Annotated in this window: 21 protein-coding genes; 7 read left to right on the forward strand and 14 right to left on the reverse strand. The window is 72.7% G+C overall.

Annotated features, from left to right (window positions below; all coding sequences use genetic code 11):
• Positions 1-119 precede the first annotated feature (119 nt).
• Complete coding sequence (locus tag ACFYO9_RS13160) at positions 120-1,472, reverse strand: class II 3-deoxy-7-phosphoheptulonate synthase (protein WP_355813642.1); 1,353 nt, start codon at positions 1,470-1,472, stop codon at positions 120-122.
• Positions 1,473-1,741: 269 nt separating this feature from the next.
• Here ACFYO9_RS13160 and ACFYO9_RS13165 point away from each other — a divergent pair, with 269 nt between their 5' ends.
• Positions 1,742-3,631 (forward strand): anthranilate synthase family protein, encoded by a 1,890-nt coding sequence (locus ACFYO9_RS13165; protein WP_358777439.1) that lies wholly within the window; start codon positions 1,742-1,744, stop codon positions 3,629-3,631.
• Here ACFYO9_RS13165 and ACFYO9_RS13170 read toward each other — a convergent pair.
• The 5 genes from ACFYO9_RS13170 to ACFYO9_RS13190 all read right to left on the reverse strand — a co-directional run bounded on the left by ACFYO9_RS13170 (position 3,574) and on the right by ACFYO9_RS13190 (position 8,748).
• Positions 3,574-4,578: a 2-hydroxyacid dehydrogenase gene (locus tag ACFYO9_RS13170; protein WP_358777440.1), complete on the reverse strand. Its 1,005-nt coding sequence runs from the start codon at positions 4,576-4,578 to the stop codon at positions 3,574-3,576. The genes ACFYO9_RS13165 and ACFYO9_RS13170 overlap by 58 nt on opposite strands.
• A gap of 92 nt (positions 4,579-4,670) precedes the next feature.
• On the reverse strand, positions 4,671-5,708 hold the full coding sequence (locus tag ACFYO9_RS13175; protein ID WP_358704534.1) for a 6-phosphofructokinase: 1,038 nt from the start codon (positions 5,706-5,708) through the stop codon (positions 4,671-4,673).
• A gap of 156 nt (positions 5,709-5,864) precedes the next feature.
• A complete protein-coding gene (locus tag ACFYO9_RS13180) occupies positions 5,865-6,509 on the reverse strand; it encodes a response regulator transcription factor (RefSeq protein ID WP_355813886.1) in 645 nt (214 codons plus the stop codon).
• 194 nt (positions 6,510-6,703) lie between these two features.
• Positions 6,704-7,945: a MacS family sensor histidine kinase gene (macS, locus tag ACFYO9_RS13185; RefSeq protein WP_358777441.1), complete on the reverse strand. Its 1,242-nt coding sequence runs from the start codon at positions 7,943-7,945 to the stop codon at positions 6,704-6,706.
• A gap of 50 nt (positions 7,946-7,995) precedes the next feature.
• Positions 7,996-8,748 (reverse strand): lysophospholipid acyltransferase family protein, encoded by a 753-nt coding sequence (locus ACFYO9_RS13190; RefSeq protein ID WP_388666255.1) that lies wholly within the window; start codon positions 8,746-8,748, stop codon positions 7,996-7,998.
• 144 nt (positions 8,749-8,892) lie between these two features.
• Here ACFYO9_RS13190 and ACFYO9_RS13195 point away from each other — a divergent pair, with 144 nt between their 5' ends.
• The 4 genes from ACFYO9_RS13195 (at position 8,893) to ACFYO9_RS13210 (ending at position 12,097) form a co-directional block, all read left to right on the forward strand.
• A complete protein-coding gene (locus ACFYO9_RS13195; protein ID WP_355813655.1) occupies positions 8,893-9,672 on the forward strand; it encodes an alpha/beta fold hydrolase in 780 nt (259 codons plus the stop codon).
• A complete protein-coding gene (locus tag ACFYO9_RS13200) occupies positions 9,665-10,288 on the forward strand; it encodes a hypothetical protein (RefSeq protein WP_358777442.1) in 624 nt (207 codons plus the stop codon). The genes ACFYO9_RS13195 and ACFYO9_RS13200 overlap by 8 nt, the downstream gene beginning before the upstream one ends.
• A gap of 170 nt (positions 10,289-10,458) precedes the next feature.
• Positions 10,459-11,142, forward strand: coding sequence for an RNA polymerase sigma factor (locus ACFYO9_RS13205; RefSeq protein ID WP_358777443.1), 684 nt, complete (start codon positions 10,459-10,461; stop codon positions 11,140-11,142).
• Complete coding sequence (locus tag ACFYO9_RS13210; RefSeq protein WP_358777444.1) at positions 11,135-12,097, forward strand: CU044_5270 family protein; 963 nt, start codon at positions 11,135-11,137, stop codon at positions 12,095-12,097. The genes ACFYO9_RS13205 and ACFYO9_RS13210 overlap by 8 nt, the downstream gene beginning before the upstream one ends.
• A 3-nt stretch (positions 12,098-12,100) precedes the next feature.
• On the opposite strand, the gene ACFYO9_RS13215 is transcribed toward ACFYO9_RS13210, so the two are convergent.
• The 6 genes from ACFYO9_RS13215 to ACFYO9_RS13240 all read right to left on the reverse strand — a co-directional run bounded on the left by ACFYO9_RS13215 (position 12,101) and on the right by ACFYO9_RS13240 (position 17,277).
• Complete coding sequence (locus ACFYO9_RS13215; RefSeq protein ID WP_358777445.1) at positions 12,101-12,874, reverse strand: endonuclease/exonuclease/phosphatase family protein; 774 nt, start codon at positions 12,872-12,874, stop codon at positions 12,101-12,103.
• A gap of 75 nt (positions 12,875-12,949) precedes the next feature.
• On the reverse strand, positions 12,950-13,903 hold the full coding sequence (locus tag ACFYO9_RS13220; RefSeq protein WP_355813669.1) for an ROK family glucokinase: 954 nt from the start codon (positions 13,901-13,903) through the stop codon (positions 12,950-12,952).
• A 52-nt stretch (positions 13,904-13,955) separates the two neighbouring features.
• Complete coding sequence (locus ACFYO9_RS13225) at positions 13,956-14,480, reverse strand: DUF5304 domain-containing protein (RefSeq protein WP_358777446.1); 525 nt, start codon at positions 14,478-14,480, stop codon at positions 13,956-13,958.
• Positions 14,481-14,552: 72 nt separating this feature from the next.
• Positions 14,553-15,731 (reverse strand): ArsA-related P-loop ATPase, encoded by a 1,179-nt coding sequence (locus ACFYO9_RS13230; RefSeq protein ID WP_358777447.1) that lies wholly within the window; start codon positions 15,729-15,731, stop codon positions 14,553-14,555.
• Positions 15,732-16,004: 273 nt separating this feature from the next.
• A complete protein-coding gene (locus ACFYO9_RS13235; RefSeq protein WP_355813677.1) occupies positions 16,005-16,445 on the reverse strand; it encodes an SRPBCC family protein in 441 nt (146 codons plus the stop codon).
• Positions 16,446-16,527: 82 nt separating this feature from the next.
• Positions 16,528-17,277: a metallophosphoesterase gene (locus tag ACFYO9_RS13240; protein WP_355813892.1), complete on the reverse strand. Its 750-nt coding sequence runs from the start codon at positions 17,275-17,277 to the stop codon at positions 16,528-16,530.
• A gap of 333 nt (positions 17,278-17,610) precedes the next feature.
• Between ACFYO9_RS13240 and ACFYO9_RS13245 the strand changes: the two genes are divergently transcribed.
• On the forward strand, positions 17,611-19,407 hold the full coding sequence (locus ACFYO9_RS13245; RefSeq protein ID WP_358777448.1) for an AMP-binding protein: 1,797 nt from the start codon (positions 17,611-17,613) through the stop codon (positions 19,405-19,407).
• A gap of 255 nt (positions 19,408-19,662) precedes the next feature.
• On the opposite strand, the gene ACFYO9_RS13250 is transcribed toward ACFYO9_RS13245, so the two are convergent.
• Positions 19,663-20,805, reverse strand: a complete 1,143-nt coding sequence (locus tag ACFYO9_RS13250) for a glycosyltransferase family 4 protein (protein WP_358777449.1) — start codon at positions 20,803-20,805, stop codon at positions 19,663-19,665.
• 165 nt (positions 20,806-20,970) lie between these two features.
• On the opposite strand from ACFYO9_RS13250, the gene ACFYO9_RS13255 reads away from it, so the two are divergent.
• The gene (locus ACFYO9_RS13255; protein WP_358777450.1) at positions 20,971-22,209 is read left to right on the forward strand and encodes a glycosyltransferase 87 family protein; all 1,239 of its coding nucleotides are present in this window, start codon (positions 20,971-20,973) and stop codon (positions 22,207-22,209) included.
• On the opposite strand, the gene ACFYO9_RS13260 is transcribed toward ACFYO9_RS13255, so the two are convergent.
• Complete coding sequence (locus tag ACFYO9_RS13260; protein WP_358777451.1) at positions 22,166-23,377, reverse strand: hypothetical protein; 1,212 nt, start codon at positions 23,375-23,377, stop codon at positions 22,166-22,168. The two genes, ACFYO9_RS13255 and ACFYO9_RS13260, sit on opposite strands and share 44 nt — an antisense overlap.

Consider the following 23,377-nt stretch of genomic DNA (forward strand, 5'->3'; position numbering starts at 1 on the left):
CGATTGATCGGTGAGGCTAACCTAACCTTACCCATGGCCCCGAGTCCACAAAAGCCCTGATACGCCGGTGGGGCGCGGATCACATGGATCCGCGCCCCACTCGTGCGTACGGCGGAGAACTACTGGTCGCGGTACATCTCGGCGACCAGGAACGCCAGGTCGAGCGACTGGCTGCGGTTGAGCCGCGGGTCGCAGGCCGTCTCGTAGCGCTGGTGCAGGTCGTCGACGAAGATCTCGTCGCCGCCGCCCACGCACTCGGTGACGTCGTCACCGGTGAGCTCGACGTGGATGCCGCCGGGGTGCGTGCCGAGCGCCTTGTGGACCTCGAAGAAGCCCTTGACCTCGTCGAGCACGTCGTCGAAGCGGCGGGTCTTGTGACCGGAGGCCGCCTCGTAGGTGTTGCCGTGCATCGGGTCGGTGATCCAGGCGACGGTCGCGCCGGAGGCGGTGACCTTCTCGACGAGCTCGGGCAGCTTGTCGCGGACCTTGTCGGCGCCCATCCGGACGATGAAGGTCAGCCGGCCGGGCTCGCGGTCGGGGTCGAGGCGCTCGATGTACTGCAGCGCCTCCTCGGCCGTGGTGGTCGGGCCGAGCTTGACGCCGATGGGGTTGCGCACCTGGGAGGCGAACTCGATGTGCGCGTGGTCCAGCTGCCGGGTGCGCTCGCCGATCCAGACCATGTGGCCCGAGGTGTCGTACAGCCGACCGGTGCGTGAGTCGACGCGGGTCAGCGCCGTCTCGTAGTCGAGCAGCAGCGCCTCGTGGGAGGCGTAGAACTCGACGGTCTTGAACTCCTCCGGGTCGGTGCCGCAGGCCTTCATGAAGTTGAGCGCGTTGTCGATCTCGCGGGCCAGCTGCTCGTACCGCTGGCCGGACGGGGACGACTTCACGAAGTCCTGGTTCCAGGCGTGCACCTGGTGCAGGTCGGCGTAGCCGCCGGTGGTGAAGGCGCGCACCAGGTTGAGCGTGGAGGCGGATGCGTTGTACATCCGCTTCAGGCGCTCGGGGTCCGGGATGCGGGCCTTCTCGTTGAAGTCGAAGCCGTTGACGGAGTCGCCGCGGTACGTCGGCAGGGTCACGCCGTCGCGGGTCTCGGTGCCCTTGGAGCGCGGCTTGGAGTACTGCCCCGCGATGCGGCCCACCTTCACGACGGGCACGGACGCCGCGTACGTGAGGACGGCGCCCATCTGGAGCAGGGTCTTCAGCTTGTTCCGGATGTGGTCGGCGGACACCGCGTCGAAGGCCTCGGCGCAGTCGCCGCCCTGGAGCAGGAACGCCTCTCCCTTGGCGACGGACGCCAGTCGGGCGCGCAGCTGGTCGCACTCGCCCGCGAAGACGAGCGGCGGATACGACTCGAGGTCCGCGATCACATCGCGCAGAGCCTCGGCATCGGGGTACTCGGGCTGCTGCGCCGCGGGCAGGTTTCGCCAGGTGTTGCCACCGGTGGTGGTGGTCTTAGCGTTCACGGTCACCTCGTCAACATTACGGGGTGCGGGGCTCCGTCCATTCACCCGCTCACCAAGTGAGACGGAGGAAACACCCGGCGTCCCGGCGATGCGTTAGGGTGCCGGACATGCGTACGCAGACGACGAACCAGAACTGGTGGTGGCCCGCTCTCCCGGCGGCCCACTGACTCTGCGCGCACACAGACTCGCCAAGGCCGCCCGAGGGGCGGCCTTCAGTGTTTTCCGGGACTTCCCGGGCCGGGCCGTTCCTCTCCCAGTGAGAAGGAACCCCATCCATGCACCTCACCGACCTGCTGTCCGACGACCGCCCCTTCGCCCTGCTGCGCCGCCGCACCCCGGGCCACGACCACGACACGGTCGAGGTCCTGATCGGCCCGACGGGCACGTACGAACGGCTCGCGGACATCCCCGAAGGGCTCGCGCTCGTGCCCTTCCGGCAGATCAGGGAGCGCGGCTTCGACGTCCGCGACGACGGCACGCCGCTCACCGTCCTGATGCCGCAGGTGCGCCACGAGGTGCCGCTCGCCGAGGCGCTCGCCGCGCTGCCCGCGCACGACGTGCGGGTCGAGGGCGGCGCCTTCGACGTGGACGACACCGCGTACGCGGGCATCGTGGAGCGGGTGCTGCGCGAGGAGATCGGCCGGGGCGAGGGCGCCAACTTCGTCATCCGGCGTACGTACGAGGGGCACATCCCGGACTTCGGCAGGGCCGACGCCCTCGCGCTCTTCCGGCGGCTGCTCGTCGGCGAGCGGGGCGCCTACTGGACGTACGTCGTGCACACCGGGGAGCGGACGCTGGTCGGGGCGAGCCCGGAGGTCCATGTCCGGATGTCCGGCGGGACCGTCGTGATGAACCCGATCAGCGGGACCTACCGCTACCCGGCCGCCGGGCCCACCGCCGACGACCTGCTGTCCTTCCTCTCCGACGGCAAGGAGATCGAGGAGCTGTCGATGGTCGTCGACGAGGAGCTCAAGATGATGTGCACCGTCGGCGACATGGGCGGCGTGGTGGTCGGGCCGCGCCTGAAGGAGATGGCCCATCTCGCGCACACCGAGTACGAGCTGCGCGGCAGGTCGTCGCTGGACGTGCGGGAGGTCCTGAAGGAGACGATGTTCGCGGCGACCGTCACCGGCTCGCCCGTGCAGAACGCGTGCCGGGTGATCGAGCGGCACGAGGCCGGCGGCCGGGGCTATTACGCGGGCGCCCTCGCCCTCATCGGCCGCGACGCGGGCGGCGCGCAGACCCTGGACTCCCCCATCCTGATCCGTACGGCCGACATCGGTGCGGCCGGACGGCTGCGGGTCCCGGTGGGCGCCACGCTGGTGCGCGGGTCCGACCCGATGGGCGAGGTCGCCGAGACCCACGCGAAGGCGGCCGGGGTCCTCGCCGCGCTGGGCGTCCGGCCGGGCCGCCCGCGCGAGGAGGGCGCCGGGCCCGCCCTCGCCGACGATCCGCGGGTGCGGGCGGCGCTCGACGGGCGGCGGGCCTCCCTTGCGCCGTTCTGGCTGCGGATGCAGGAGCCGCGTGACGAGCTGGCCGGGCACGCGCTCGTGGTGGACGGCGAGGACACGTTCACCGCGATGCTCGCGCACGTGCTGCGCTCCCTGGGCCTTCGGGTGTCGGTGCGGCGCTACGACGAGGCGGGGCTGCGGGAGACGGTGCTCGCGCACCGGGGTCCCGTCGTCCTCGGCCCCGGCCCCGGTGACCCGTCCGACCTCACCGACCCGAAGATGCGCTTCTTGCGGTCGCTGGCGGCCGAGGTGATCCGCACCCACCCGTACGGCGTGCTCGGCGTCTGTCTCGGGCACGAGCTGATCGCGGCGGAGCTGGGCCTGGAGATCGTGCGCAAGGACGTGCCGTACCAGGGGGCGCAGACCCGCGTCGAGCTGTTCGGGCGGCCGGAGACCGTCGGCTTCTACAACAGCTTCGTGGCGCGGTGCGACGCGGAGACGCGGGCGGAGCTGGCCGCGCACGACGTGGAGGTCGCCGTGGACGGCGCCGGCGGCGAGGTGCACGCCGTGCGCGGCCCCTCCTTCGCGGGCGTGCAGTTCCACCCGGAGTCGGTGCTGACGCTGCGCGGCACCGGCATCGTGCGCGACCTGCTCGGTCAGCTGCTCGCCTCGGCGGGCACGAGGACGTTCTCGGAGCGGCGGCCCGCGCTGTAGTCGAGGACGTTGCGCACCGTGGTGTCGATGATCTGGCCGACCGCGTCCGTCGTGTAGTACGCCTGGTGGGAGGTGACGACGACGTTGGGGAACGTGACGAGGCGGGCCAGGGTGTCGTCCTCGACGACCTCCAGGGACTTGTCGAGGAAGAACAGCCCGGCCTCCGCCTCGTACACGTCGAGGCCCACGCCCGTGAAGCGGCCCGCCCGCAACTCCCCGACCAGGGCGTGGGTGTCGATCAGGCCGCCCCGGCTGGAGTTCACCAGGATCGCGTCGTCCTTCATCGTGCGCAGCGCGTCGGCGCCGATGAGGTGCCGGGTGGAGGGGAGCAGCGGCACGTGCAGGCTGACCAGGTCCGCCTCGGCGAGGAGCCGGTCCTTCTCCACGTACGTCATGCCGAGGGCGGCGCAGGCCGGGTTCTCGGCGACGTCCCAGCCGAGCAGCCGCATGCCGAAGCCGTGCGCGATGCGGGTGAACGCCTCGCCGATCTTGCCGGTGCCGAGCACGCCGACGGTGCGGCCGCGCAGGTCGCGGCCCATCAGCCCGTCGAGGCGGAAGTCGAAGTCGCGGGTGCGGTTGCTGGCGCGGACGATGCGGCGGTTGACGGCCATCGCCAGGGTCCAGGCGAACTCGGCCACGGAGTAGGGCGAGTAGGCCGAGACGCGGGCGACGGTCAGGCCGAGCCGCTCGGCGACCCGCAGGTCGATGTTGTTGAAGCCGGTGGAGCGCTGGGCGATCATCTGCGTCCCGCCGGCGGCGAGGGTCTGCAGGACGTGGTTGTTCAGGGTCGCGTTGACGCTGGAGGAGATGATCTCGTAACCGGCGGCGATGGGCGCGGTGTCCTCGTTCAGGAACACGTCGAGGCAGCGGACGTCGTGGTGTCCCGCGAAGGCCTTCTCGATCAGCGGCTTCTCGTCCGCCTGCACGCCGAACGCGAGGATCTCCATGGGCGCGAGTCTAGGTACCGCGCGCAGGGACGGCACCCGGAGCAGGAAGGGACGGCGCCCGGGGCCGGGGGCCGTCCCTGTGTGCGGTGGCGTCAGCCGAAGAAGACGCCGACCTCCTTGTACAGCGCCGGGTCGACCGTCTTCAGCTTCGCCGTGGCCTGCGCGATCGGGACGCGGACGACGTCCGTGCCCTGCAGCGCGACCATCTTGCCGAAGTCGCCGTCCCGTACCGCGTCGATGGCGTGCAGGCCGAAGCGGGTGGCGAGCCAGCGGTCGAAGGCGCTCGGGGTGCCGCCGCGCTGGACGTGCCCGAGGACCGTGGTGCGCGCCTCCTTGCCGGTGCGCCCCTCGATCTCCTTGGCCAGCCACTCGCCGACCCCGGAGAGCCTGACGTGCCCGAAGGAGTCCTGCGACCCGTCCTTGAGCACCATCTCGCCGTCCTTGGGCATCGCGCCCTCGGCCACGACGACGATCGGGGCGTACGACGCCTTGAAGCGTGAGGTCACCCAGGCACAGACCTGGTCGACGTCGAAGCGCTGCTCGGGGATGAGGATGACGTTGGCACCGCCCGCGAGGCCCGAGTGGAGCGCGATCCAGCCCGCGTGGCGGCCCATGACCTCGACGACGAGGACGCGCATGTGCGACTCGGCGGTGGTGTGCAGACGGTCGATCGCCTCGGTGGCGATGCCGACCGCGGTGTCGAAGCCGAAGGTGTAGTCGGTGGCGGAGAGGTCGTTGTCGATGGTCTTGGGGACGCCGACGACCGGGATCCCGTACTCGTCGGTGAGCCGGGCGGCGACGCCGAGGGTGTCCTCACCGCCGATGGCGATCAGGGAGTCGACCTCGTACTTGGCGAGGTTCTCCTTGATGCGGCGCACGCCGTTCTCCGCCTTGAACGGGTTGGTGCGCGAGGAGCCGAGGATGGTGCCGCCGCGCGGCAGGATGCCGCGGACCGCGGGGATGTCGAGCGGGACGGTGTCGCCCTCCAGCGGACCGCGCCAGCCGTCCCGGAACCCGACGAAGTCGTAGCCGTACTCCTGCACGCCCTTGCGGACGATGCCCCGGATGACGGCGTTGAGCCCGGGGCAGTCGCCGCCTCCGGTCAGTACGCCAATTTTCTTGGCCCCCATAGGAAAAGTCCCTTCGCCTCAGTGACCTGATGCGAGTCACGCTAATGGTGACCCAGGTCACTCCGGGACGGTGCGAACGGTCAATTCCTGTACTGCGCAGGCAAGTTGATCACGTGCTTTCACTCGTACGAGGGGCACGCGACGGCTGCCTCGGGGTCACGCGTCGTCCAGGCCCCGCTCGATCGCGTACCGCACGAGCTCGACCCTGTTGTGCAGCTGGAGCTTGCCGAGGGTGTTCTGGACGTGGTTCTGCACGGTGCGGTGCGAGATGACCAGGCGCTCGGCGATCTGCTTGTAGCTCAGGCCCTTGGCGACCAGGCGCAGGACCTCCGTCTCGCGGTCGGTGAGCTGCGGGGCCTTCGGGTCGTCGGGGGTGCCGGCGGCGGGCTCGGTGGCCAGGCGGCGGTACTCGCCGAGGACCAGGCCGGCGAGACCGGGCGTGAAGACCGCGTCGCCGACGGCCGTGCGGCGCACCGCGTCGATCAGCTCCTCGGTGGACGCCGACTTCAGGAGGTAGCCGGTCGCGCCGGACTTGACCGCCTCCAGGACGTCGGCGTGCTCGCCGCTCGCGGACAGGACCAGGACGCGCAGCGCCGGGTTGGCGCCGACGAGCTCCTTGCAGACCTGCACGCCCGGCTTCAGCGGGAGGTTCAGGTCGAGGACCAGGACGTCGGGGGTGACCGCCTGGGCGCGGCGGACCGCCTGCTCGCCGTCGCCTGCCGTGGCGACCACGTCGAGGCCGGCCTCCGCGAGGTCGCGGGCGACCGCGTCGCGCCACATGGGGTGGTCGTCGACGACCATGACCCTGGTCGGGGCGACCGCGGCGGCCCCTTCCGTACCCGTGGCCACTGCCGTCCCGGTGGCCGCTGCCGTCCCGGTGGCCTCGGCCGTCCCGGTGACCTCGGCCGTCCCGGTGACCTCGGCCGTCCCGGTGGCCTCCGTGACCTCGACTGCCCCGGTGGCCTCCGTGGCCGGATTCTGCCTCTGGTGCTCGTTCATCTCGCCTTTCCCGCCTTCCCCCGTGCCTCCCGCGCCTGCGCGCGCGACACCTTCAGTTCCACTTCCGTCCCCTGGCCCGGCACCGAGATCAGCTCGGCCGTGCCCCCGATGTCCCGCAGCCGCCCCCGGATCGACAGCGCGACCCCGAGCCGCCCCTCCCCCTCGGCCTCCACGAGCCGCCCCTCCGGGATGCCGGGGCCGTCGTCCCTGACCGTCACGATCACGTCGTCCGGCTCGTCCTCGACCAGGATCCAGGCGCGGGCGTCGGCACCCGCGTGTCTGCGGACGTTGTCCAGGGCGGCGCCGACGGCGGCCGCCAGCTCCCGCGCGGCCCGCGGCGCGAGGAGGACCGGCGCGCCCGGCTCGGAGAGCGTCACCTTCGACCCGGCGTGCGGGGCGAGGAGCGAGCGCAGATCGCACGGCGCCGTGTCGTCCGGCTCGTCGTCCGGCACCTCGACCTCGCGTACGACCGCGCCCTGCGAGACGTCCTCCGACGCGTGCGACGCGGGGACCAGGCCCCCGGCGACCAGGGTGCGCAGCGCGACCTCCTGCTCGCCCGCGAGCCGGCCGAGCTCCGCGGCCTCGCCGCCGATGGCCGTGCCGCGGCGCTGCACCATGGCGAGGACCTGCAGGACGCTGTCGTGGATGTCGCGGGCGAGCCGTTCGCGCTCGCGGGTGGCGGCCTCTATCTCCAGGGCGCGGGCCAGGGTGCGCTCGGAGGCGCGGGCCAGCTCCACGACGTATCCGATGGCGATGGAGGCGATGCAGACCAGCAGGACGTTGTGCAGGGTGTCGCGGCTGAACGCGCCGCGCTGCACCACGTTGGCGACGCCGACGAGCAGCGACGCCGAGGCCGCCCAGCGCCAGCCGCCCTTGATCGCGAACGCGAGCACGGAGCCCGCGGTCCATATGGAGGGCAGCGTCGGGCCGCCGTCGACGATCCGCTGCTGGGAGTCGGCGAGCGGCGTGAGCAGGATGCCCACGATCGCGACGGTCAGGTCGGCGAAGAGGAAGCGCCGGGTGCAGCTCGCCGCGTTCGCGACGCGGGGCAGGGTGGCCAGGGTCCAGGGGGCGAGCACCGCGTAGTAGGCGACGGCGAGCCAGGGGCGGTCCAGCTTCTCGTGCGCCGCGACGAAGAGGCCGATCGCGTACAGCATCGTCAGGACGCGGTAGGCGGTGAGCGCGCGCCACAGCGGCTGCTCGACCGACATCCTCATGACTTTCTCGCGCTTGGCCATGTCCCCCACCGCCGTCTTCCCACCCGTTCCCCGCCCCTGAACGGACGCGGCTAGGCGCCGGAACGTTCCTTGTCGCCCGCGCTCTTCTCCGTGCTTTTCTCGGCGCTCTTCTCCAGGGCCTTGGCGGCCTTGGCCTCCTCCGCGATCTGGCGCTTCGCGGCCGTCGCGTACATGTCGACGTACTCCTGGCCGGAGAGCTTCATGATCTCGTACATGACCTCGTCGGTCAGCGCACGGAGCACGAAGCGGTCCTGCTCCATGCCCTGGTAGCGGCGGAAGTCGAGCGGCTCGCCGATGCGGATGCCGGGCCGCATCAGCTTGGGCAGCACCTTGCCGGGCGGCTGGATCTTCTCCGTGTCGATCATCGCGACGGGCAGCACGGGGGCGCCGGTGGCGAGCGCCACGCGCGCGAGGCCGCCGGGCTTGCCGCGGTAGAGGCGTCCGTCCGGCGAGCGGGTGCCCTCGGGATAGATGCCGAAGAGCTCGCCGCGCTCCAGGACCTCGATGCCGCTCTTGATCGCCGCCTCACCCGCGCCGCGCCCGCCGGAGCGGTCCACCGGGAGCTGGCCCACGCCCTTGAAGAAGGCCGCGGTCAACTTGCCCTTCACCCCCGGCGAGGTGAAGTACTCCGCCTTGGCGATGAAGGTGACCTTGCGGTCGAGGACCGCGGGGAGGAAGAAGGAGTCCGAGAACGAGAGGTGGTTGCTGGCCAGAATCGCTGGGCCTTCGGCGGGGACGTTCTCAAGGCCCTCCACCCAGGGCCTGAAGCCGAGCTTCAGCGGCCCTCCGATGGCAACCTTCATTGCGCCGTAGATCAAACCGAGTGCCTCCTGTTTCTGTGGATCAGACCTTAACCCGGGGTACCGCCAATGGGCCCGACGACCCTGGTCGGTGTCAGTCCGGTCGCGTACGGTGAAGTACTCCCACCTCTCACGAAGGAGACCGAAGTGCCGGTCCTCCCCGGAGCCGAGCCGTACCGCCACGAAGGCGGCGAGGTCGGCGTCCTCCTCTGCCACGGCTTCACCGGATCCCCGCAGTCGCTGCGCCCCTGGGCCGAGCATCTGGCGGAGCGCGGCCTCACCGTCTCGCTGCCGCTGCTGCCCGGGCACGGCACCCGCTGGGAGGACATGCAGATCACCGGCTGGCAGGACTGGTACGCCGAGGTGGAGCGCGAGCTGCGCGGCCTCGTCGACCGGTGCGAGCGGGTCTTCGTCTTCGGGCTCTCGATGGGCGGTGCGCTCGCGCTGCGGCTCGCCGCGAAGCACGGCGACGCGATCAGCGGCCTCGTCCTGGTCAACCCGGGGAACAAGGTGCACGGCGCGGCGGCGCACGCCCTGCCGGTCGCCCGGCACCTGGTGCCGAGCACCAAGGGCATCGTCAGCGACATCGCCAAGCCCGGCTCCGAGGAGATCGGCTACCACCGCATCCCGCTGCACGCCGCCCACTCGCTGCGCCGCTTCTTCCGCCTGGTCGACGCCGAACTGCCGCAGGTGACGCAGCCGTTGATGGTGCTGCACAGCCCGCGCGACCACGTGGTGCCGCCCGCCGACTCGGCCCGGATCCTCAGCCGCGTCTCCTCCAGGGACGTCACGGAGATCCTGCTGGAACAGAGCTACCACGTCGCGACGTTGGACTACGACGCGGACCGGATCTTCGAGGAGAGCCACACGTTCATCGACCGGCTCGCCCCCAGCTTCGGCAAGGAAGGGACGGCCACCGGTGGCTGAGCACGAGGCGGACCGCGAGGAGAGCCGCGAGCCCGAGAAGGTTCCCGGCAAGAGCGAGGAGCCGCCCGAGGGCCTGCCCCTGGACGAGGACGCCGCCTGGCAGGCGATCGTCGCGGGGTACGGCGAGGAGCCCGCGGACCCGCCGGGCGCCAAGCCCTTCAAGTCGGTCGACGGCCTGGCGCTCCTGGAGACGGAGTCGAACGGGCCCGCGGGCGGCGGCCCGGCGGTCGGCCCGGCCAAGGACGCCGAGGACAAGCCGGGCGTCGGCAAGCCGCTCGGCAGCTCCGTCTCGTTCGCACCCGGCGTCGGCGGCCCCCGCGACTACACCACCCCTGAGCCCTCCGAGTCCGACTTCGACGCCGACGACGAGGGCCACTTCGTGCCGCCGGAGCCGCCGCCGCTCCCCGAGGGGGACGTGACCGCCAGGTTCGCCTGGCTCGCCGTGCTCGGCGGGCCGCTGCTCATCCTGCTGGCGGTGCTGTTCGGCTGGCAGATGACGTGGTGGCTGACCACGCTCGGCATCGGCGGCTTCCTCGGCGGCTTCGCCACGCTCGTGATGCGGATGGGCGGCGACGACGAGGAGGACGACGACCCGGGGCGCGGCGCGGTCGTCTGACCCAGGCACCAGCGAGGGCACCAACGAGAGGGCCCGTCCGGACAGCTCCGGGCGGGCCTTTCGTGTGCCCGCACCCGGATGGAACCCGATCACGGCCGGCGGCGAAGAAGGGGTGAACCACCGAACGAGCCCAAGCCTTCGAGGCGTTCAGACGAACGAAAGGAGCCCCGATGACCGTCGATCCCGGCGTCCCCCTCGGCGCGCACCACCCCGAGGCCCGCGCCGGTTCGCACGTGCTCCACAGGGGAGAGCACGAGCCGCCTGCCGGGCAGCCCGAGCCGAGTGACGCCCGGTCCATCGAACGGTCCCGGGACGAGCCCGAGCAGTTCGCCGTCCTCTACGACCGGCACGCCGACTCCGTATACCGGTACGCGGCACGCCGGCTCGGCCTGGAGGCGGCGGAGGATCTGATGGCCGACACCTTCATCACCGCCTTCAGGCAGCGCCACCGGTACGACCCGGCGCGGGCCGACGCCCGCGCCTGGCTGTTCGGCATCGCGACCAACCTCATCGGCCGGCACCGCAGGGCCGAGGCCCGCCGCTTCAAGGCGCTGGCACGGGTGCCCTCGCCGGTGCCGCACGAGGAGCCGGTCGCCGACCGCGCGGTGGCCCGGGCCGGCGCCGCGGGGGTCCGCATGGACCTGGCTGCGGCGCTGGCCGGGCTGTCCGCCCGCCACCGCGACGTGGTCCTCCTCGTGGCGTGGGCCGACCTCAGCTACGAGGAGGCGGCGCAGGCGTTGGGGGTGCCCGTCGGCACCGTCAGATCACGGCTGCACCGGGCTCGCAGCGCATTGCGCGAAGCACTGGGCGGGTCCGATCCGACAGCTTTCCAGGAGGCACACGCCCATGAATGAGCTCGATGAACTGCGCGGCTGGGAGGCGGGGGCTCCCCCGCTGGACGACGACACGCGCCACCGCGCACGCGTGCGGCTGTTCGCCGCGATGAACGAACGGCCCACGGCGGTACGGCCGTCCAGGCGCCGGCCGGTGCTGCGCATCGCCGTCACCGGCCTGGTGGCGGCGGCGGTGGCCGCGACCCTTCTGGTCACCGGCGACGGTACGAATGAGCGGCAGCAGGCGAAGCCGCCCGCCGTCGACTCACCCAGCGCGGCCACCGTCGCCGCCGCGAAGGTGCTCAGCGGCGCGGCGGCCCGGGAGCGCAGGCACGAGAAGCGGACCGTGGTGCCCCGCGACGACCAGTTCCTCTACTCCAAGCGGGTCATCAAGGAAACGGAGCAGAAGACCGGCGAGGTCAGGACCTACACCGATGAGATGTGGGACTCGGTGGATGGTTCCAAGCGCTCCTTGTCCATGGAGCTCGGCAGGGTCATGTGGGAGGAGCCCATGGGCAAGGGCGAGGGGGTGTGGCCGCCCCGCCGGTGGGCCGAGCTGAAGAAGCTGCCCACCGACCCCGAGAGGCTCGTCCCGGCCATCGTGTCCATGGGCAGCAGCGACACCCCGATCAGCGCACTCACCAAGGACGACCGGTGGCAGGCCTACTTCCTGCTCGGCGAGCTCCTGAAGGCTCCGACGCTGCCCGGAGGACTGCGCGCCGCGGCCTACGAAGGACTGGCGCTCGTGCCCGGCGTCAAGACGGTCGAAGGGGTCGAGGACTCCGCCGGGCGTCCCGGTGTGGGGATCGCCTACCCCTCCCGGTTCAAGGGCAGGTACCTCATCTTCGACCCGAAGTCCTATGCGTTCCTGGGCTTTCGTGATGAGCGGGTCTCGCGCGACGGGAAGAAGACGTACACCCAGCTGTCACACACCGTCGAGTGGGCGGTCGTCGACAAGGTGAAGCAGCGACCGTAGACCTCACCGGGCCTCGTCACCCCGACGGGGCGCGGGAACCCTGAGGGCGGCCAGGACCGGCAGGTGGTCCGTGGCCGCCCTCAGGTCTTCCTCGCTCACCCCGGGCAGCCCCAACGGCACGCCGCAGCCGAGGACTTCGATGCCGGGAGTGGCGAAGAGCGCGTCGATCCGCTGGTGCGGATCGGCCGGCGTCGAGGTGTTCTCGCTCCCCCAGGGCTTCGCCGCCCAGCAGTCCGTCAGCGCGCCGGCGAGCCTGCGGAACGTCCGCCCGTCGGGCCGCTCGTTGAGGTCGCCGCCCGCGACCGCGTGCTCCACACCCATCCCTGCGAGCCGGTCGAGCAGCATGCCGCCCTGCTCGTACCGCTCGTCGCTCCGCAGGCTCAGATGACAGCTCAGGACGCCGATCCTGGCGCCGCCGAGGCGGACGACGGCGGTGGCGAAGCCGCGCCGGTGCAGGCCGGGGGTGAGCGGCAGCAGCACGTCCTCGGTGCGCTCGACGGTGGCGCGCAGCGAGCAGAGCAGCGCGGGGCCCGCCGCGCTGCCGCCGCCGGAGAGGATCACCAGGTCGGCGGCGCGCGCCAGGCGGGCCAGCTTCTTGCGCCAGCGGAAGAACCGCGGCGCCTCCTGGATCAGGACGAGGTCGGGAGCGCAGGCGGAGATGGTCCGGGCGAGCGCGGCGGTGTCGTCGCGCATCGAGCGGATGTTGTAGCTGAGCACCCGGATGACGGCCGAACCGTCCGGTTCGGTGCGGGAGTTGGGGAGCGGTTCGCTGGCCATGGCGATCAAGATACGACAGTGCCCGCCGCTCCCGGAGGGGACGCGACGGGCACCGGTGCGCCGTACGGGCCGGGGTCACATGACGGGATCCGGCTCCCGCGCCAGGTCGGCCGCGCCGACGAGCCCCGCGTCGTTGCCCAGCTGGGCGGCGATCACCTGGGCCTCGGGGCGCCAGGCGGCGCCGACGAGCCAGCGCTTGAAGGACTTGCGGATCGGGTCGAGGACCAGCTCGCCCTCGTCCGAGAGGCCGCCGCCGACGATGAACGCGGACGGGTCGAAGAGCGACGCCAGGTCGGCGAGGCCGGCGCCCGCCCAGCGGGCCAGCTCGCGGTAGGAGTCGATCGCGACGGCGTCGCCCTGCCGGGCGGCCATCGAGATGTGCTTGCCCTCGATGCCCTCGGGGGTGCCGTCGCCCAGCGAGAGCAGGTACTCGGCGTTCTCGGGGGTGGCGTTGGCGCGCTGCATCGCGTACCGCACGAGGGCGCGCCCCGAGGCGTACTGCTCCCAGCAGCCCTGGCTGCCGCAGCCGCAGAGCAGGCCGTCGGGGACCATGCGGATGTGGCCGAACTCGGCGGCCACGCCGAAGTGGCCGCGGCGCAGCTTGTTGCCGATGATGATGCCGCCGCCGAGGCCGGTGCCGAGCGTGATGCAGATGACGTTGCGGTGGCCCTTGCCGCCGCCGAAGCGGTACTCGCCCCAGGCCGCGGCGTTGGCGTCGTTCTCCACGACGACCGGCAGGCCGACGCGCTTCTCGACCTCTTCCTTGAGCGGCTCCTGGCGCCAGTCGATGTTCGGCGCGAAGTAGACCGTGGAGCGCTGGCGGTTGACGTATCCGGCGGCGCCGATGCCGACGCCGACGATCTCGTGCCCGGCCCGTGCGCCCGCGACGGCGGAGGCGATCGCGTCGACGATGGCCTCGGAAGTACCAGGGGTCGGCACCTTGAAGGTCGAGAGGATGTTGCCGTCCTCGTCGACCACTCCGGCCGCGATCTTGGTGCCGCCGATGTCGACGCCGATGGTGAGTCCCATGAATCCCTCAGTTCGATCGAGCCCCGCTACGGCCCACCGTACCCGAGGGGGGTCAGTCCAGATCGATGTGTTCCCCCGCCGCGGGGCCCTCGTCCCGGCGGTCCCGGGCCTGCGCGCCGCCGGGTGCGTCACCCTGCGCGCCGTCCTCGGCACCGCTCTTCGGCCCGTCCTTCGCGTCGCCGGCCCGTCCGTCGCCGCGGGTCCACCGGCCCTCCTGGCCCCGGGCCGCGGAGCGGTAGGCGGCGAGCAGCTCGGAGCCGGCCGCCGCGAGGTGGTCGAAGACGTCCGGATTGCGCTCGATGACCGGCTCGACGGCGGCCTTCGCCTCCCGGACGACCTGCTTGACCGTCTGCTCGACGGCGCCCTGCGCGACCGCGCCGAGCAGCGGTGACTGCAGCCCGGAGAGCTTCTCCGAGACGGCGTCGACGAGCTTGCGCAGCTCCTCGGCGGCGGACCCGGTCGGGGCCCCGTACCGGTCGCGGCGGCGGGCCCGCTCGGCCGCGAGATCCTCGGCGCAGGCCTTCTCCCAGGCGTCCGCGTCGGCTTCGGGGGCTTCGCGCTCGGTGGCATCGCTCATGCCACTCGACGTTACCCGAATGGCGGTCACGCGTTCACCGTCCGTGCGGGGGCGGGCCGGGTCGCGGCGGATTCAGTTCCCGCGCGGCCAGAGGCCCGGGTCGGGCGCGAACCGTACCCGCAGCTCGCCCTCGCGCAGCCCCGCCCCGGCGACCGTGCAGCGGCGCAGCGCGGACGGCAGGGTGACGATGCGGCGGAAGGGGCCCGCGGTGACGACGAGTTCGTCGCCGCGCCGGATCAGGCCGAGCTCGTCGCGGGCGACGCCGGGGAGCGGGATGTGCCAGACGTACCGGTGGTCCGCCTCCTCTGCCGGGGCCTCGGTGACGGGCCAGGCGACGGGGGCGGGGGCGGCGGCGGGGGCCGGCAGGCCGAGGGCGGCGAGGTCGTCGGGGCCCCGCGGGTCGCGGCCGAGGTGCGGGACCCTGCCGACGCGGCCGTACGCGGACTCCCAGGCGTCGAGCGTCTTGTGCTGCTGGGCGGCGAGCCCGGCGAGCCAGGTGTCGGCGCTCGCGTCCGGCAGTACGCGGTTGGCGATCAGGGCCTCGGTGCGCAGGCCGTGCAGGGCCAGGCCGGTGGCGGTGGTGCGGACGGCGTCGGCGCCCGCGGGGCCGGGCTCGGCGACCAGCTGGACGGTGGTGCCGGGGGCCTCGATCACGCGCTGGACGGCGGCGAGTTCGTCCTCCAGGCGGGCCGCGCTCTCGTACAGCCAGGCGGCGGGCAGCGGGACACCGGCGAGCCGGCCGAGCATGGGGCGCAGGGCGCGGGCGGCCTGCCGCTCGGGCGGCAGGAGCCGGCGCAGATAGCGGCGGAGCTGCTCGGGGAGCGCGAGGACCGCGAGCGCGCGGGGTGCGGCGGGCAGGTCGACGATCACGGTGTCGTGGCCGCCGTCCCGGCCGGACTCGCGGGCCGCGTCGCGCAGGGCGCGGAGCAGGGCCAGCTCCTCGGCCCCGGGCAGCGGGGTGAGCTCCTCGCCGTCGAGCCGCTCGGCGCCGAGCAGGTCGAGGGCGGAGGCGGCACGTTCCTGCACGGCGAGCAGGTCGTCGCGGAAGCGGGTGTCGGGGGCGAGCCGTCGGACGGTGAGTCCGGGGTGCGCGTCGGCGCCGGGGGCGCCGAGCACTGCGCCGAGGGTGTCGGTGCGGTCGGCGGAGAGCACCAGGGTCCGCCGGCCCGCGCGCGCGGCGGCGAGTGCGGTGGCCGCCGCGAACGTGGTCCGTCCGGAGCCGCCGGGGCCGGTGACTAGGAGGGTGCGCATGTGGGTGAACGGTACGGGAGGCTGCGCGGGCTTGGACGGGGGCGCCCACTCGCCGTGGGGGGGCTGCTTCGTTTGCGGCTCTCGGTCGAGTGTGGTTGCTCGCGCCGTTCCCCGCGCCCCTGGGGAGCGGAGGCTGCGCCCCACGTCCCCCTTGGCTCCAGGGTGGGGCGCCCACTCGCCGTGGGGACGTTGCCTGTTCGCGGCTCTCGGTCGAGTGTGGTTGCTCGCGCCGTTCCCCGCGCCCCTGGGGCGGGCTTCGCCCTGCCCCCTAGCTCAGGCTTCCTTCGACTCGACTCGCTTCTTCAAGCCCGCGAGGGCTCGGTCGATGATGACCTTTTCTGCCTTGCGCTTGATCATGCCGAGCATGGGGATCTTGACGTCCACCGTCAGCCGGTACGTGACCTCGGTGCCGGTCCCCGCCGGGCGGAGCAGGTAGGAGCCGTCCAGGGAACGCAGCATCTGCGACTTCACCAGGGTCCAGCTCACCTCGTCGTCCCCGGTCCAGGTGTAGCCGAGCGTCTGGTCGTCCTTGATCGCGCCCGCGTCCATGACGAGGCGGACCTCCTTGGCGCGGCCCCGCTCGTCGGTGGCGAGGACCTCGGCCTCCTTCACCTCACCCGTCCAGTCGGGGTAGCGCTCGAAGTCGGCGATCACCCCCATGACCTCGGCCGGTGCCGCCTCGATCGTGATGCTCGAGCTGGTGTGTTCGGCCATGGCCGTGGCTCCTCCAGATGCGGTCCGGTACGGGGGTGTCCGAGGTGGTCCTACCGCGTGAAGGCTACCGCGCGGTTCGCCCTCACCACTCCAGGGCCCAGGGCCGCGACGACCCCGCGAAGTGCCCGACGTTCACGCACTCCGTCGCGCCGATGCGCATGCGCCGGACCAGCGGCTGGTGGACGTGGCCGAAGAGCGCGTACTTCGGACGGGTCCGGTGGATCGCCGCGAGCAGCGCGCCGCTGCCACGCTCGAAGCGGCGCGCCACCGTGTCGTAGAGGAGCTCGGGAACGTCCGGGGGGATGTGCGTGCACAGCACGTCGACCTCGCCGACCGCCTCGATCTTCGCCGCGTACTCCTCGTCGCTGATCTCGTACGGCGTCCGCATCGGCGTGCGCAGGCCGCCGCCGACGAAGCCGAAGACGCGGCCGCCGATCTCCACCCGCTCGCCGTCCAGGACGGTGGTGCCGGGGCCCGCGTACTCGGGCCACAGGGCGGGGATGTCGACGTTGCCGTAGGTGGCGTAGGTCGGCGTGGGGAAGGCCGCGAACAATTCGGCGTACTGCTTGCGGACCGCGCCCTCGATCGCGGCCGCCCGGTCGACCTCCCCCCAGAGCCGCCCCCCGAACTCCCTGGCCTCGTCGAAACGGCGGGCGGTGCGCAGCTCCACAAGCCGTGAGGCGTTCTCCGCGCCGAAGAGGTCGGGGAAGATGCCGCGCGAGTGGTCGGCGTAGTCGAGGAAGAGCACGAGGTCGCCCAGGCAGACGAGCGCGTCCGCGCCCTCCCCCGCGCGGGCGAGCCCCTCGGCGTTGCCGTGCACGTCACTGACCACGTTGACCCGGAAAGCTGGCATGCCGATCACCCTAGGACGGCGGCCCCGCGGAGGGTAGGGGCCACCGCCCGGCGCCCGTCCACCGGCCGGACCTGCGGTTACTTCCGAGTCGGGAAGACGGTGGCGTACTGTGCGATGCAGACCACAGCGACGTGTGACGCACCGAACATCTGGGCCTGCCCCCCTACCGAACAAGCCATACCGGTGGGTAACGTCCGGGCAGTCCAGTAGTGCTCAGCCCCCCATCTCGACTGAGCACCTGCCCGATCTTGGACCGCACCGTCGCAGCACACAACGTCGTGGCGCCGGCGCCCTTATGTAGGAGCAGCAGTCTTGCGCGAGTTCAGCCTTCCGGCCCTGTACGAGGTCCCTGCGGACGGCAATCTGACCGACATCGTCCGCAGAAATGCCGCGCAGCACCCGGATGTCGCCGTCATCGGCCGCAAGGTCGACGGCCGCTGGCAGGACGTCACCGCCAAGGCCTTCCTCGCCGACGTGCGCGCCACCGCCAAGGGTCTGATCGCGGCGGGCGTGCGCCCCGGCGACCGGGTCGGCCTGATGTCCCGCACCCGGTACGAGTGGACGCTCCTCGACTTCGCCATCTGGAGCGCCGGCGCGGTCACCGTGCCGGTGTACGAGACGAGTTCGGCCGAGCAGATCCAGTGGATCCTCGGCGACTCCGGCGCCGTCGCCTGCGTCGTGGAGCTGGACGCGCACGCCGGCGCCGTCGAGTCCGTGCGCGACCGGCTGCCCGGCCTCGCGCACGTCTGGCAGATCGACAAGGGCGGCGTCGACGAGCTGCACGCCGCCGGCGCGGAGGTCGCCGACGCGATCGTCGACGAGCGCGGCGCGGTCGCGGGCGCCGACGATCCGGCCACCATCGTCTACACCTCGGGCACCACCGGACGCCCCAAGGGCTGCGTGCTCACCCACCGCAGCTTCTTCGCGGAGTGCGGCAACGTGGTGGAGCGCCTCAAGCCGCTCTTCCGTACGGGCGAGTGTTCGGTGCTGCTCTTCCTGCCCGTCGCGCACGTCTTCGGACGGCTCGTCGAGGTCGCCGCGCTGATGGCGCCGATCAAGCTCGGCCACGCGCCCGACGTCAAGAACCTCACGGACGAACTCGCCTCCTTCCGGCCGACCATGGTCCTGGGCGTCCCGCGCGTCTTCGAGAAGGTCTACAACTCGGCGCGCGCCAAGGCGCAGGCCGACGGCAAGGGCAAGATCTTCGACAAGGCGGCGGACACGGCGATCGCGTACAGCCGCGCGCTCGACACGACCGCGGGCCCGTCGCTCGGCCTGAAGGTCAAGTACAAGGTCTTCGACAAGCTGGTCTACAGCAAGCTGCGCGCGGTCCTCGGCGGTCGCGGCGAGTACGCGATCTCCGGCGGCGCGCCGCTCGGCGAGCGCCTCGGCCACTTCTTCCGCGGCATCGGCTTCACGGTCCTTGAGGGGTACGGCCTGACGGAGTCCTGCGCGGCCACCGCCTTCAACCCGTGGGACCGCCAGAAGATCGGCACGGTCGGCCAGCCGCTGCCCGGCTCGGTGGTCCGCATCGCCGACGACGGCGAGGTGCTGCTCCACGGCGAGCACCTGTTCAAGGAGTACTGGAACAACGAGGGCGCCACCGAAGAGGCGCTGGCCGACGGCTGGTTCCACACCGGTGACATCGGCACGCTCGACGAGGACGGCTATCTGCGCATCACCGGCCGCAAGAAGGAGATCATCGTCACCGCGGGCGGCAAGAACGTGGCCCCCGCCGTGATCGAGGACCGCATCCGCGCGCACGCGCTGGTCGCCGAGTGCATGGTCGTCGGCGACGGCCGTCCCTTCGTGGGCGCGCTCGTCACGGTCGACGACGAGTTCCTCGGCCGCTGGGCCGCGGAGCACGGCAAGCCCGCGGGGTCGACGGCGACGTCGCTGCGGGACGACGCGGATCTGCTCGCGGCGATCCAGAGCGCGGTGGACGACGGCAACGCGGCGGTCTCCAAGGCGGAGTCCGTACGGAAGTTCCGGGTGCTCGGCTCGCAGTTCACGGAGGAGTCGGGCCATCTGACGCCGTCGCTGAAGCTGAAGCGGAATGTCGTGGCGAAGGACTACGCGGACGAGATCGAGTCGATCTATCGCGGCTAGCCTCGGGCTGCGCGAACGGGGGCGCCCACGCGCCATGGGCGGGCTTCTTCCGTCGCGAGTGCGGGTGGTGCGTGGTTGCTCGCGCAGTTCCCCGCGCACCTGAAAGCCGGCTCCGCCGCCTCCAGACCGCGGGCGTGCAGGGGCTTTTAGGGGCGCGGGGAACTGCGCAATCTTTTAGGGGCGCGGGGAACTGCGCGAGCAACCCACCCCGACCCGCAGCCGCCCTCCGTCCCGTCGCGGCAACCCCTCAGGCGACTAGAGCAACTCCTTGAGCCGCTCCGCCAGGAGATCCCAGCGCCACTTCTCCTCCACCCACGCCCGGCCCCGCTCCCCCATCCGCGCGCGGAGCGCCCCGTCGCCGAGCAGGGCGACGATCCGGTCGGCCGCCTCCTCCGGCGCCCCGCCGCGGACGACCCACCCCGTCTCCCCGTCGAGCACCGCGTCCGGCGCCCCGCCGGAGTCGCCGGCGACGACCGGAAGGCCCGTCGCGGACGCCTCCAGGTAGACGATGCCGAGGCCCTCGACGTCCAGGCCCCCGCGCCGGGTCCGGCAGGGCATGGCGAAGACGTCGCCCGCGCCGTAGTGCGCGGGAAGCTCCCCCCACGGCACCGCCCCGGTGAACCGCACGGAATCGGCCACTCCCGTCTCGGCGGCGAGCCGGCGCAGGTCCTCCTCGTAAGGGCCGCCCCCCACGATGAGCAGCACCGCGTCCGGCTGTGCGGAGAGGATCCTCGGCAGGGCGAGGATCAGCGTGTCCTGCCCCTTGCGCGGCACAAGACGCGAGACGCAGACCACGACGGGCCGGTCGGTGAGGCCGAGCCGGGCCCGTACCTCCGCGCCGCCGGAGCCGGGGTGGAAGGTCTTCTCGTCGACGCCGGGCGGCAGTTGGACCATGCGGCCCGCCGCCACCGGGGTCAGCGCCCCGGCGATCCGTGAGCGGGTGTACTCGCCGAGATAGGTGATCGTGTCCGTCGACTCGCCGATCCGCCGCAGCAGCCCGCGCGCGGCGGGCAGTTGGGCCCAGCCCGCCTCGTGGCCGTGGGTCGTGGCGACGATCCGGCGCGCGCCCGCCCTGCGCAGCGCGGGCGCCATGAGACCGAGCGGCGCGGCCGCCCCGAACCACACCGACGTACAGCCGTGTTCGCGCAGCAGCGAGACCGTGCGCCGGGTGACGCGCGGGGTCGGCAGCAGCATCGTCGTACGGTCGCGTACGACCTGGAAGGGCTGCTCGGCGTCGAAGGCGGCGGTGGCCTCGGCGCCCTCGCGGCCGCGCTTCCAGGTGGAGGCGTGCACGACGATCTGCTCGGGGTCCAGGCGCAGCGCCATGTTGTGCAGGAACGCCTGGATGCCACCGGGCCTGGGCGGGAAGTCGTTCGTGACGATCAGGGTCTTGTGCATCGCGCACGACAGTACCGAAAGGCGCGCCGCGGCACGGAGTGCCCTCCGGGCCACCGGACCCCTCCGCGGCGCCGCACGGCCCAGCCTCTTCGCCCTCGCCCGGCCCGGCCCGGCATCATGACTCCCCGAATCGCAATGAAATAGCGGGAAAGGGGCGAAGTGCACATGATGCGCATCCTGACCGTCTGGGTCCTGACCAGAACCGTCCTGCTGCTGTGCGTCCTCCATGTGCTCGCCGGTCCGGGCCCGGACGTGACCAGCGACGTCTCCGTCATCTACCAGGGCTGGTACGAGGTCCTGCGCACCGGCACCTTCCCGCTCGACGACGTCACCTGGCAGTACCCGCCCGCCGCCGCCCTCGCGGTCCTCTCCCCCGCCCTGCTGCCCTTCCTCGGCTACGACACGGCCTTCTTCGTCCTCGCCCTGCTCTGCGACGCCACGGTGTGCGGACTGCTCCTGTACGCGGGCCGGCGCCCCGGCAAGTCGCCGCGCGGCGCCTGGACGTGGGTCGCGGGCGTGGCCCTGCTGGGGCCCACCGTGTACGCCCGTTACGACGTGATGGTCGTCGCCGTCGCGGTCGCCGCGCTGCTCGCCGGGGCGCGGCACCCGCGCACCATGGGGGTGCTCGCCGGGTTCGGGGCACTGCTCAAGGTGTGGCCGGTGCTGCTGCTCGTCGGCGCCCCGCGCGGGCGGGCGACCCGGCGGTCCTGGGCCGCGGCGGCGGGCACGGCCTGCGCCCTCACCCTGGCCTTCGTCGTGCCGATGCCGGGCGCCCTCGCCTTCCTCACCTTCCAGCGCGACCGCGGCACCGAGGTGGAGTCCCTCGGCGCCCTCGTCCTGCACATCGGGCGCCACCTCGGCTGGCGGGGCGAAGTGCGGCTCAACTACGGCTCGGTGGAGTTCCTCGGCCCGTACGTGTCGCTGGTGAGCACCGCGGCGCAGGCGCTGACGGCCGCCGCGTTCTGCTGGCTCCTGGTATGGCGGCTGCGGGCCACGACCCGGGTCGCGAGCACGCCGGCGGACGCGGCCTTCGTGGCCGTGCTGCTCTTCACCACCACGAGCCGGGTGATCAGCCCGCAGTACATGCTCTGGCTGGTCGGCGTCGGCGCGGTCTGCCTGGTGTTCCGCGGCAGCCGCATGGAGGTCCCGGCGCGGCTGGTGCTCGCGGCCACGTTCGTCACGTTCCTGGAGTTCCCGGTCTGGTTCTCGCACGTGGTCGCGAGCGATCCGCTGGGCGTGGCGCTGCTCCTCGTACGCAACGGCCTGCTGGTCGCGGCGACCCTGCTGGCCTGCCGGAACCTGTGGCGGCAGACCGTGTCCGAACCGTACCGGGCGCAGCGGTACCCGGCGCCGGACCAGCTCAGCCAAGCTCCGCACGCAGATACGTACGCCAGCGCGCCGTGAAGTCTCCGGGCGTGGTGTCCAGGACGTCCCGCAGCGCGTCCCCGACCGCGCCGGCCCGCTTGTCGTGGGCGCCCACCGCCCGGTAGAAGTCCGTCAGCTTCCGCTCGCCCCACTGCTCGGCGATCATCCGGCAGGCCAGCCAGGCGCCCTCGTAGGCCCCCGAGAGCCGCGTCGCGTCCCCCGCGAAGCCGAAGTCGTCGTCCTCGGGGAGCGCGTCCGGCGCCTGCCCGCGCTGCACCGCACGCCGCAGTTCGGGCGCGGCCTGCGCCGCGGTGCGCCCCGTGCCGCGGTAGCCCACCCAGTCCGCGAAGCCCTCGGAGAGCCAGAGCGGGGTGGCCGCGGAGGTCTGCGCGCGGGTCGCCACGTGGGTCGCCTCGTGGGTGAGGACGACCTGCCTGCCGAAGTCGCCGAGGACGCCGTACGCGTCGGGGTTGACGATGATCCGGTCGGCGGGCGCCCGGCCGGAGCCGCCCGCCTCACCCGTGGTCACCGCCGCGATCCCCCGGTACCCGGACGCGGACGCCCCGAGCAGCCCCGCCATGTCGTCCAGGGAGTGCGGCACCAGGACGACGACCTTCCCCGGCCAGCCGCCCGGCCAGGCGTCCCGCACGTGCCGCACCGCCCGGTCGGCGAGCTCACGGTGGGCGCGCAGCTCCGCGGCGCTCTGCCCGACGCCGAGGACGAGGCTGTGCGCCCCCCGCTCGACGCGCACGCGCCCCTGGTCCCAGAGCTGCTGGCCGGACTTCTTCGCGGGGCGCTCGGAGGTGACGTACCACCGGCCGTCGCCGCGGCGCAGCGAGAGCGTGCGCTCCGCGGTGACCGGGGCGCGGTCCTGGCCCTTGATGCGGTAGAGGAGTTCGGCGCTCGCGGTGGCCTCGGCACCGGTGCGCTCCAGCCCGGTCAGCCGGTACTCCCAGGAGTCCAGCGGCACGTCGTCGACGCGGTCGAAGAGGTCGGGGGCGCCCTGCGCGGGCCGCTCGGTCCGCTCGTACGCCGTCGCGTCGTCGGCGAGGACGGCCCGCGCGCGCCGCTCAAGGAGTCTGCGCACGTCGTCGGCGGCGGCGTCCGGGACCGGGTCGCCGCCACAGCCGGCCAGCAGGGCGAGCAGCGCGAGGCAGAGCGTGCCGCACAGCGCCACCACCCACGACCCGCGTCCGCGACCAGCCAC

This window comes from Streptomyces sp. NPDC005863 (genome assembly GCF_042871345.1).
Taxonomy (GTDB): Bacteria; Actinomycetota; Actinomycetes; order Streptomycetales; family Streptomycetaceae; genus Streptomyces.

Coding starts and splice junctions, on each gene's coding strand:
- ACFYO9_RS13225 (WP_358777446.1), bottom strand. CDS start 14,480: ATGAGCGATGCCACCGAGCGCGAAGCCCCCGAAGCCGACGCGGACGCC.
- macS (WP_358777441.1), bottom strand. CDS start 7,945: ATGGCCAAGCGCGAGAAAGTCATGAGGATGTCGGTCGAGCAGCCGCTG.
- ACFYO9_RS13255 (WP_358777450.1), top strand. CDS start 20,971: ATGATGCGCATCCTGACCGTCTGGGTCCTGACCAGAACCGTCCTGCTG.
- ACFYO9_RS13180 (WP_355813886.1), bottom strand. CDS start 6,509: ATGGTCGTCGACGACCACCCCATGTGGCGCGACGCGGTCGCCCGCGAC.
- ACFYO9_RS13190 (WP_388666255.1), bottom strand. CDS start 8,748: ATGAAGGTTGCCATCGGAGGGCCGCTGAAGCTCGGCTTCAGGCCCTGG.
- ACFYO9_RS13250 (WP_358777449.1), bottom strand. CDS start 20,805: ATGCACAAGACCCTGATCGTCACGAACGACTTCCCGCCCAGGCCCGGT.
- ACFYO9_RS13170 (WP_358777440.1), bottom strand. CDS start 4,578: ATGGAGATCCTCGCGTTCGGCGTGCAGGCGGACGAGAAGCCGCTGATC.
- ACFYO9_RS13165 (WP_358777439.1), top strand. CDS start 1,742: ATGCACCTCACCGACCTGCTGTCCGACGACCGCCCCTTCGCCCTGCTG.
- ACFYO9_RS13215 (WP_358777445.1), bottom strand. CDS start 12,874: ATGGCCAGCGAACCGCTCCCCAACTCCCGCACCGAACCGGACGGTTCG.
- ACFYO9_RS13205 (WP_358777443.1), top strand. CDS start 10,459: ATGACCGTCGATCCCGGCGTCCCCCTCGGCGCGCACCACCCCGAGGCC.
- ACFYO9_RS13210 (WP_358777444.1), top strand. CDS start 11,135: ATGAATGAGCTCGATGAACTGCGCGGCTGGGAGGCGGGGGCTCCCCCG.
- ACFYO9_RS13235 (WP_355813677.1), bottom strand. CDS start 16,445: ATGGCCGAACACACCAGCTCGAGCATCACGATCGAGGCGGCACCGGCC.
- ACFYO9_RS13220 (WP_355813669.1), bottom strand. CDS start 13,903: ATGGGACTCACCATCGGCGTCGACATCGGCGGCACCAAGATCGCGGCC.
- ACFYO9_RS13175 (WP_358704534.1), bottom strand. CDS start 5,708: ATGGGGGCCAAGAAAATTGGCGTACTGACCGGAGGCGGCGACTGCCCC.
- ACFYO9_RS13230 (WP_358777447.1), bottom strand. CDS start 15,731: ATGCGCACCCTCCTAGTCACCGGCCCCGGCGGCTCCGGACGGACCACG.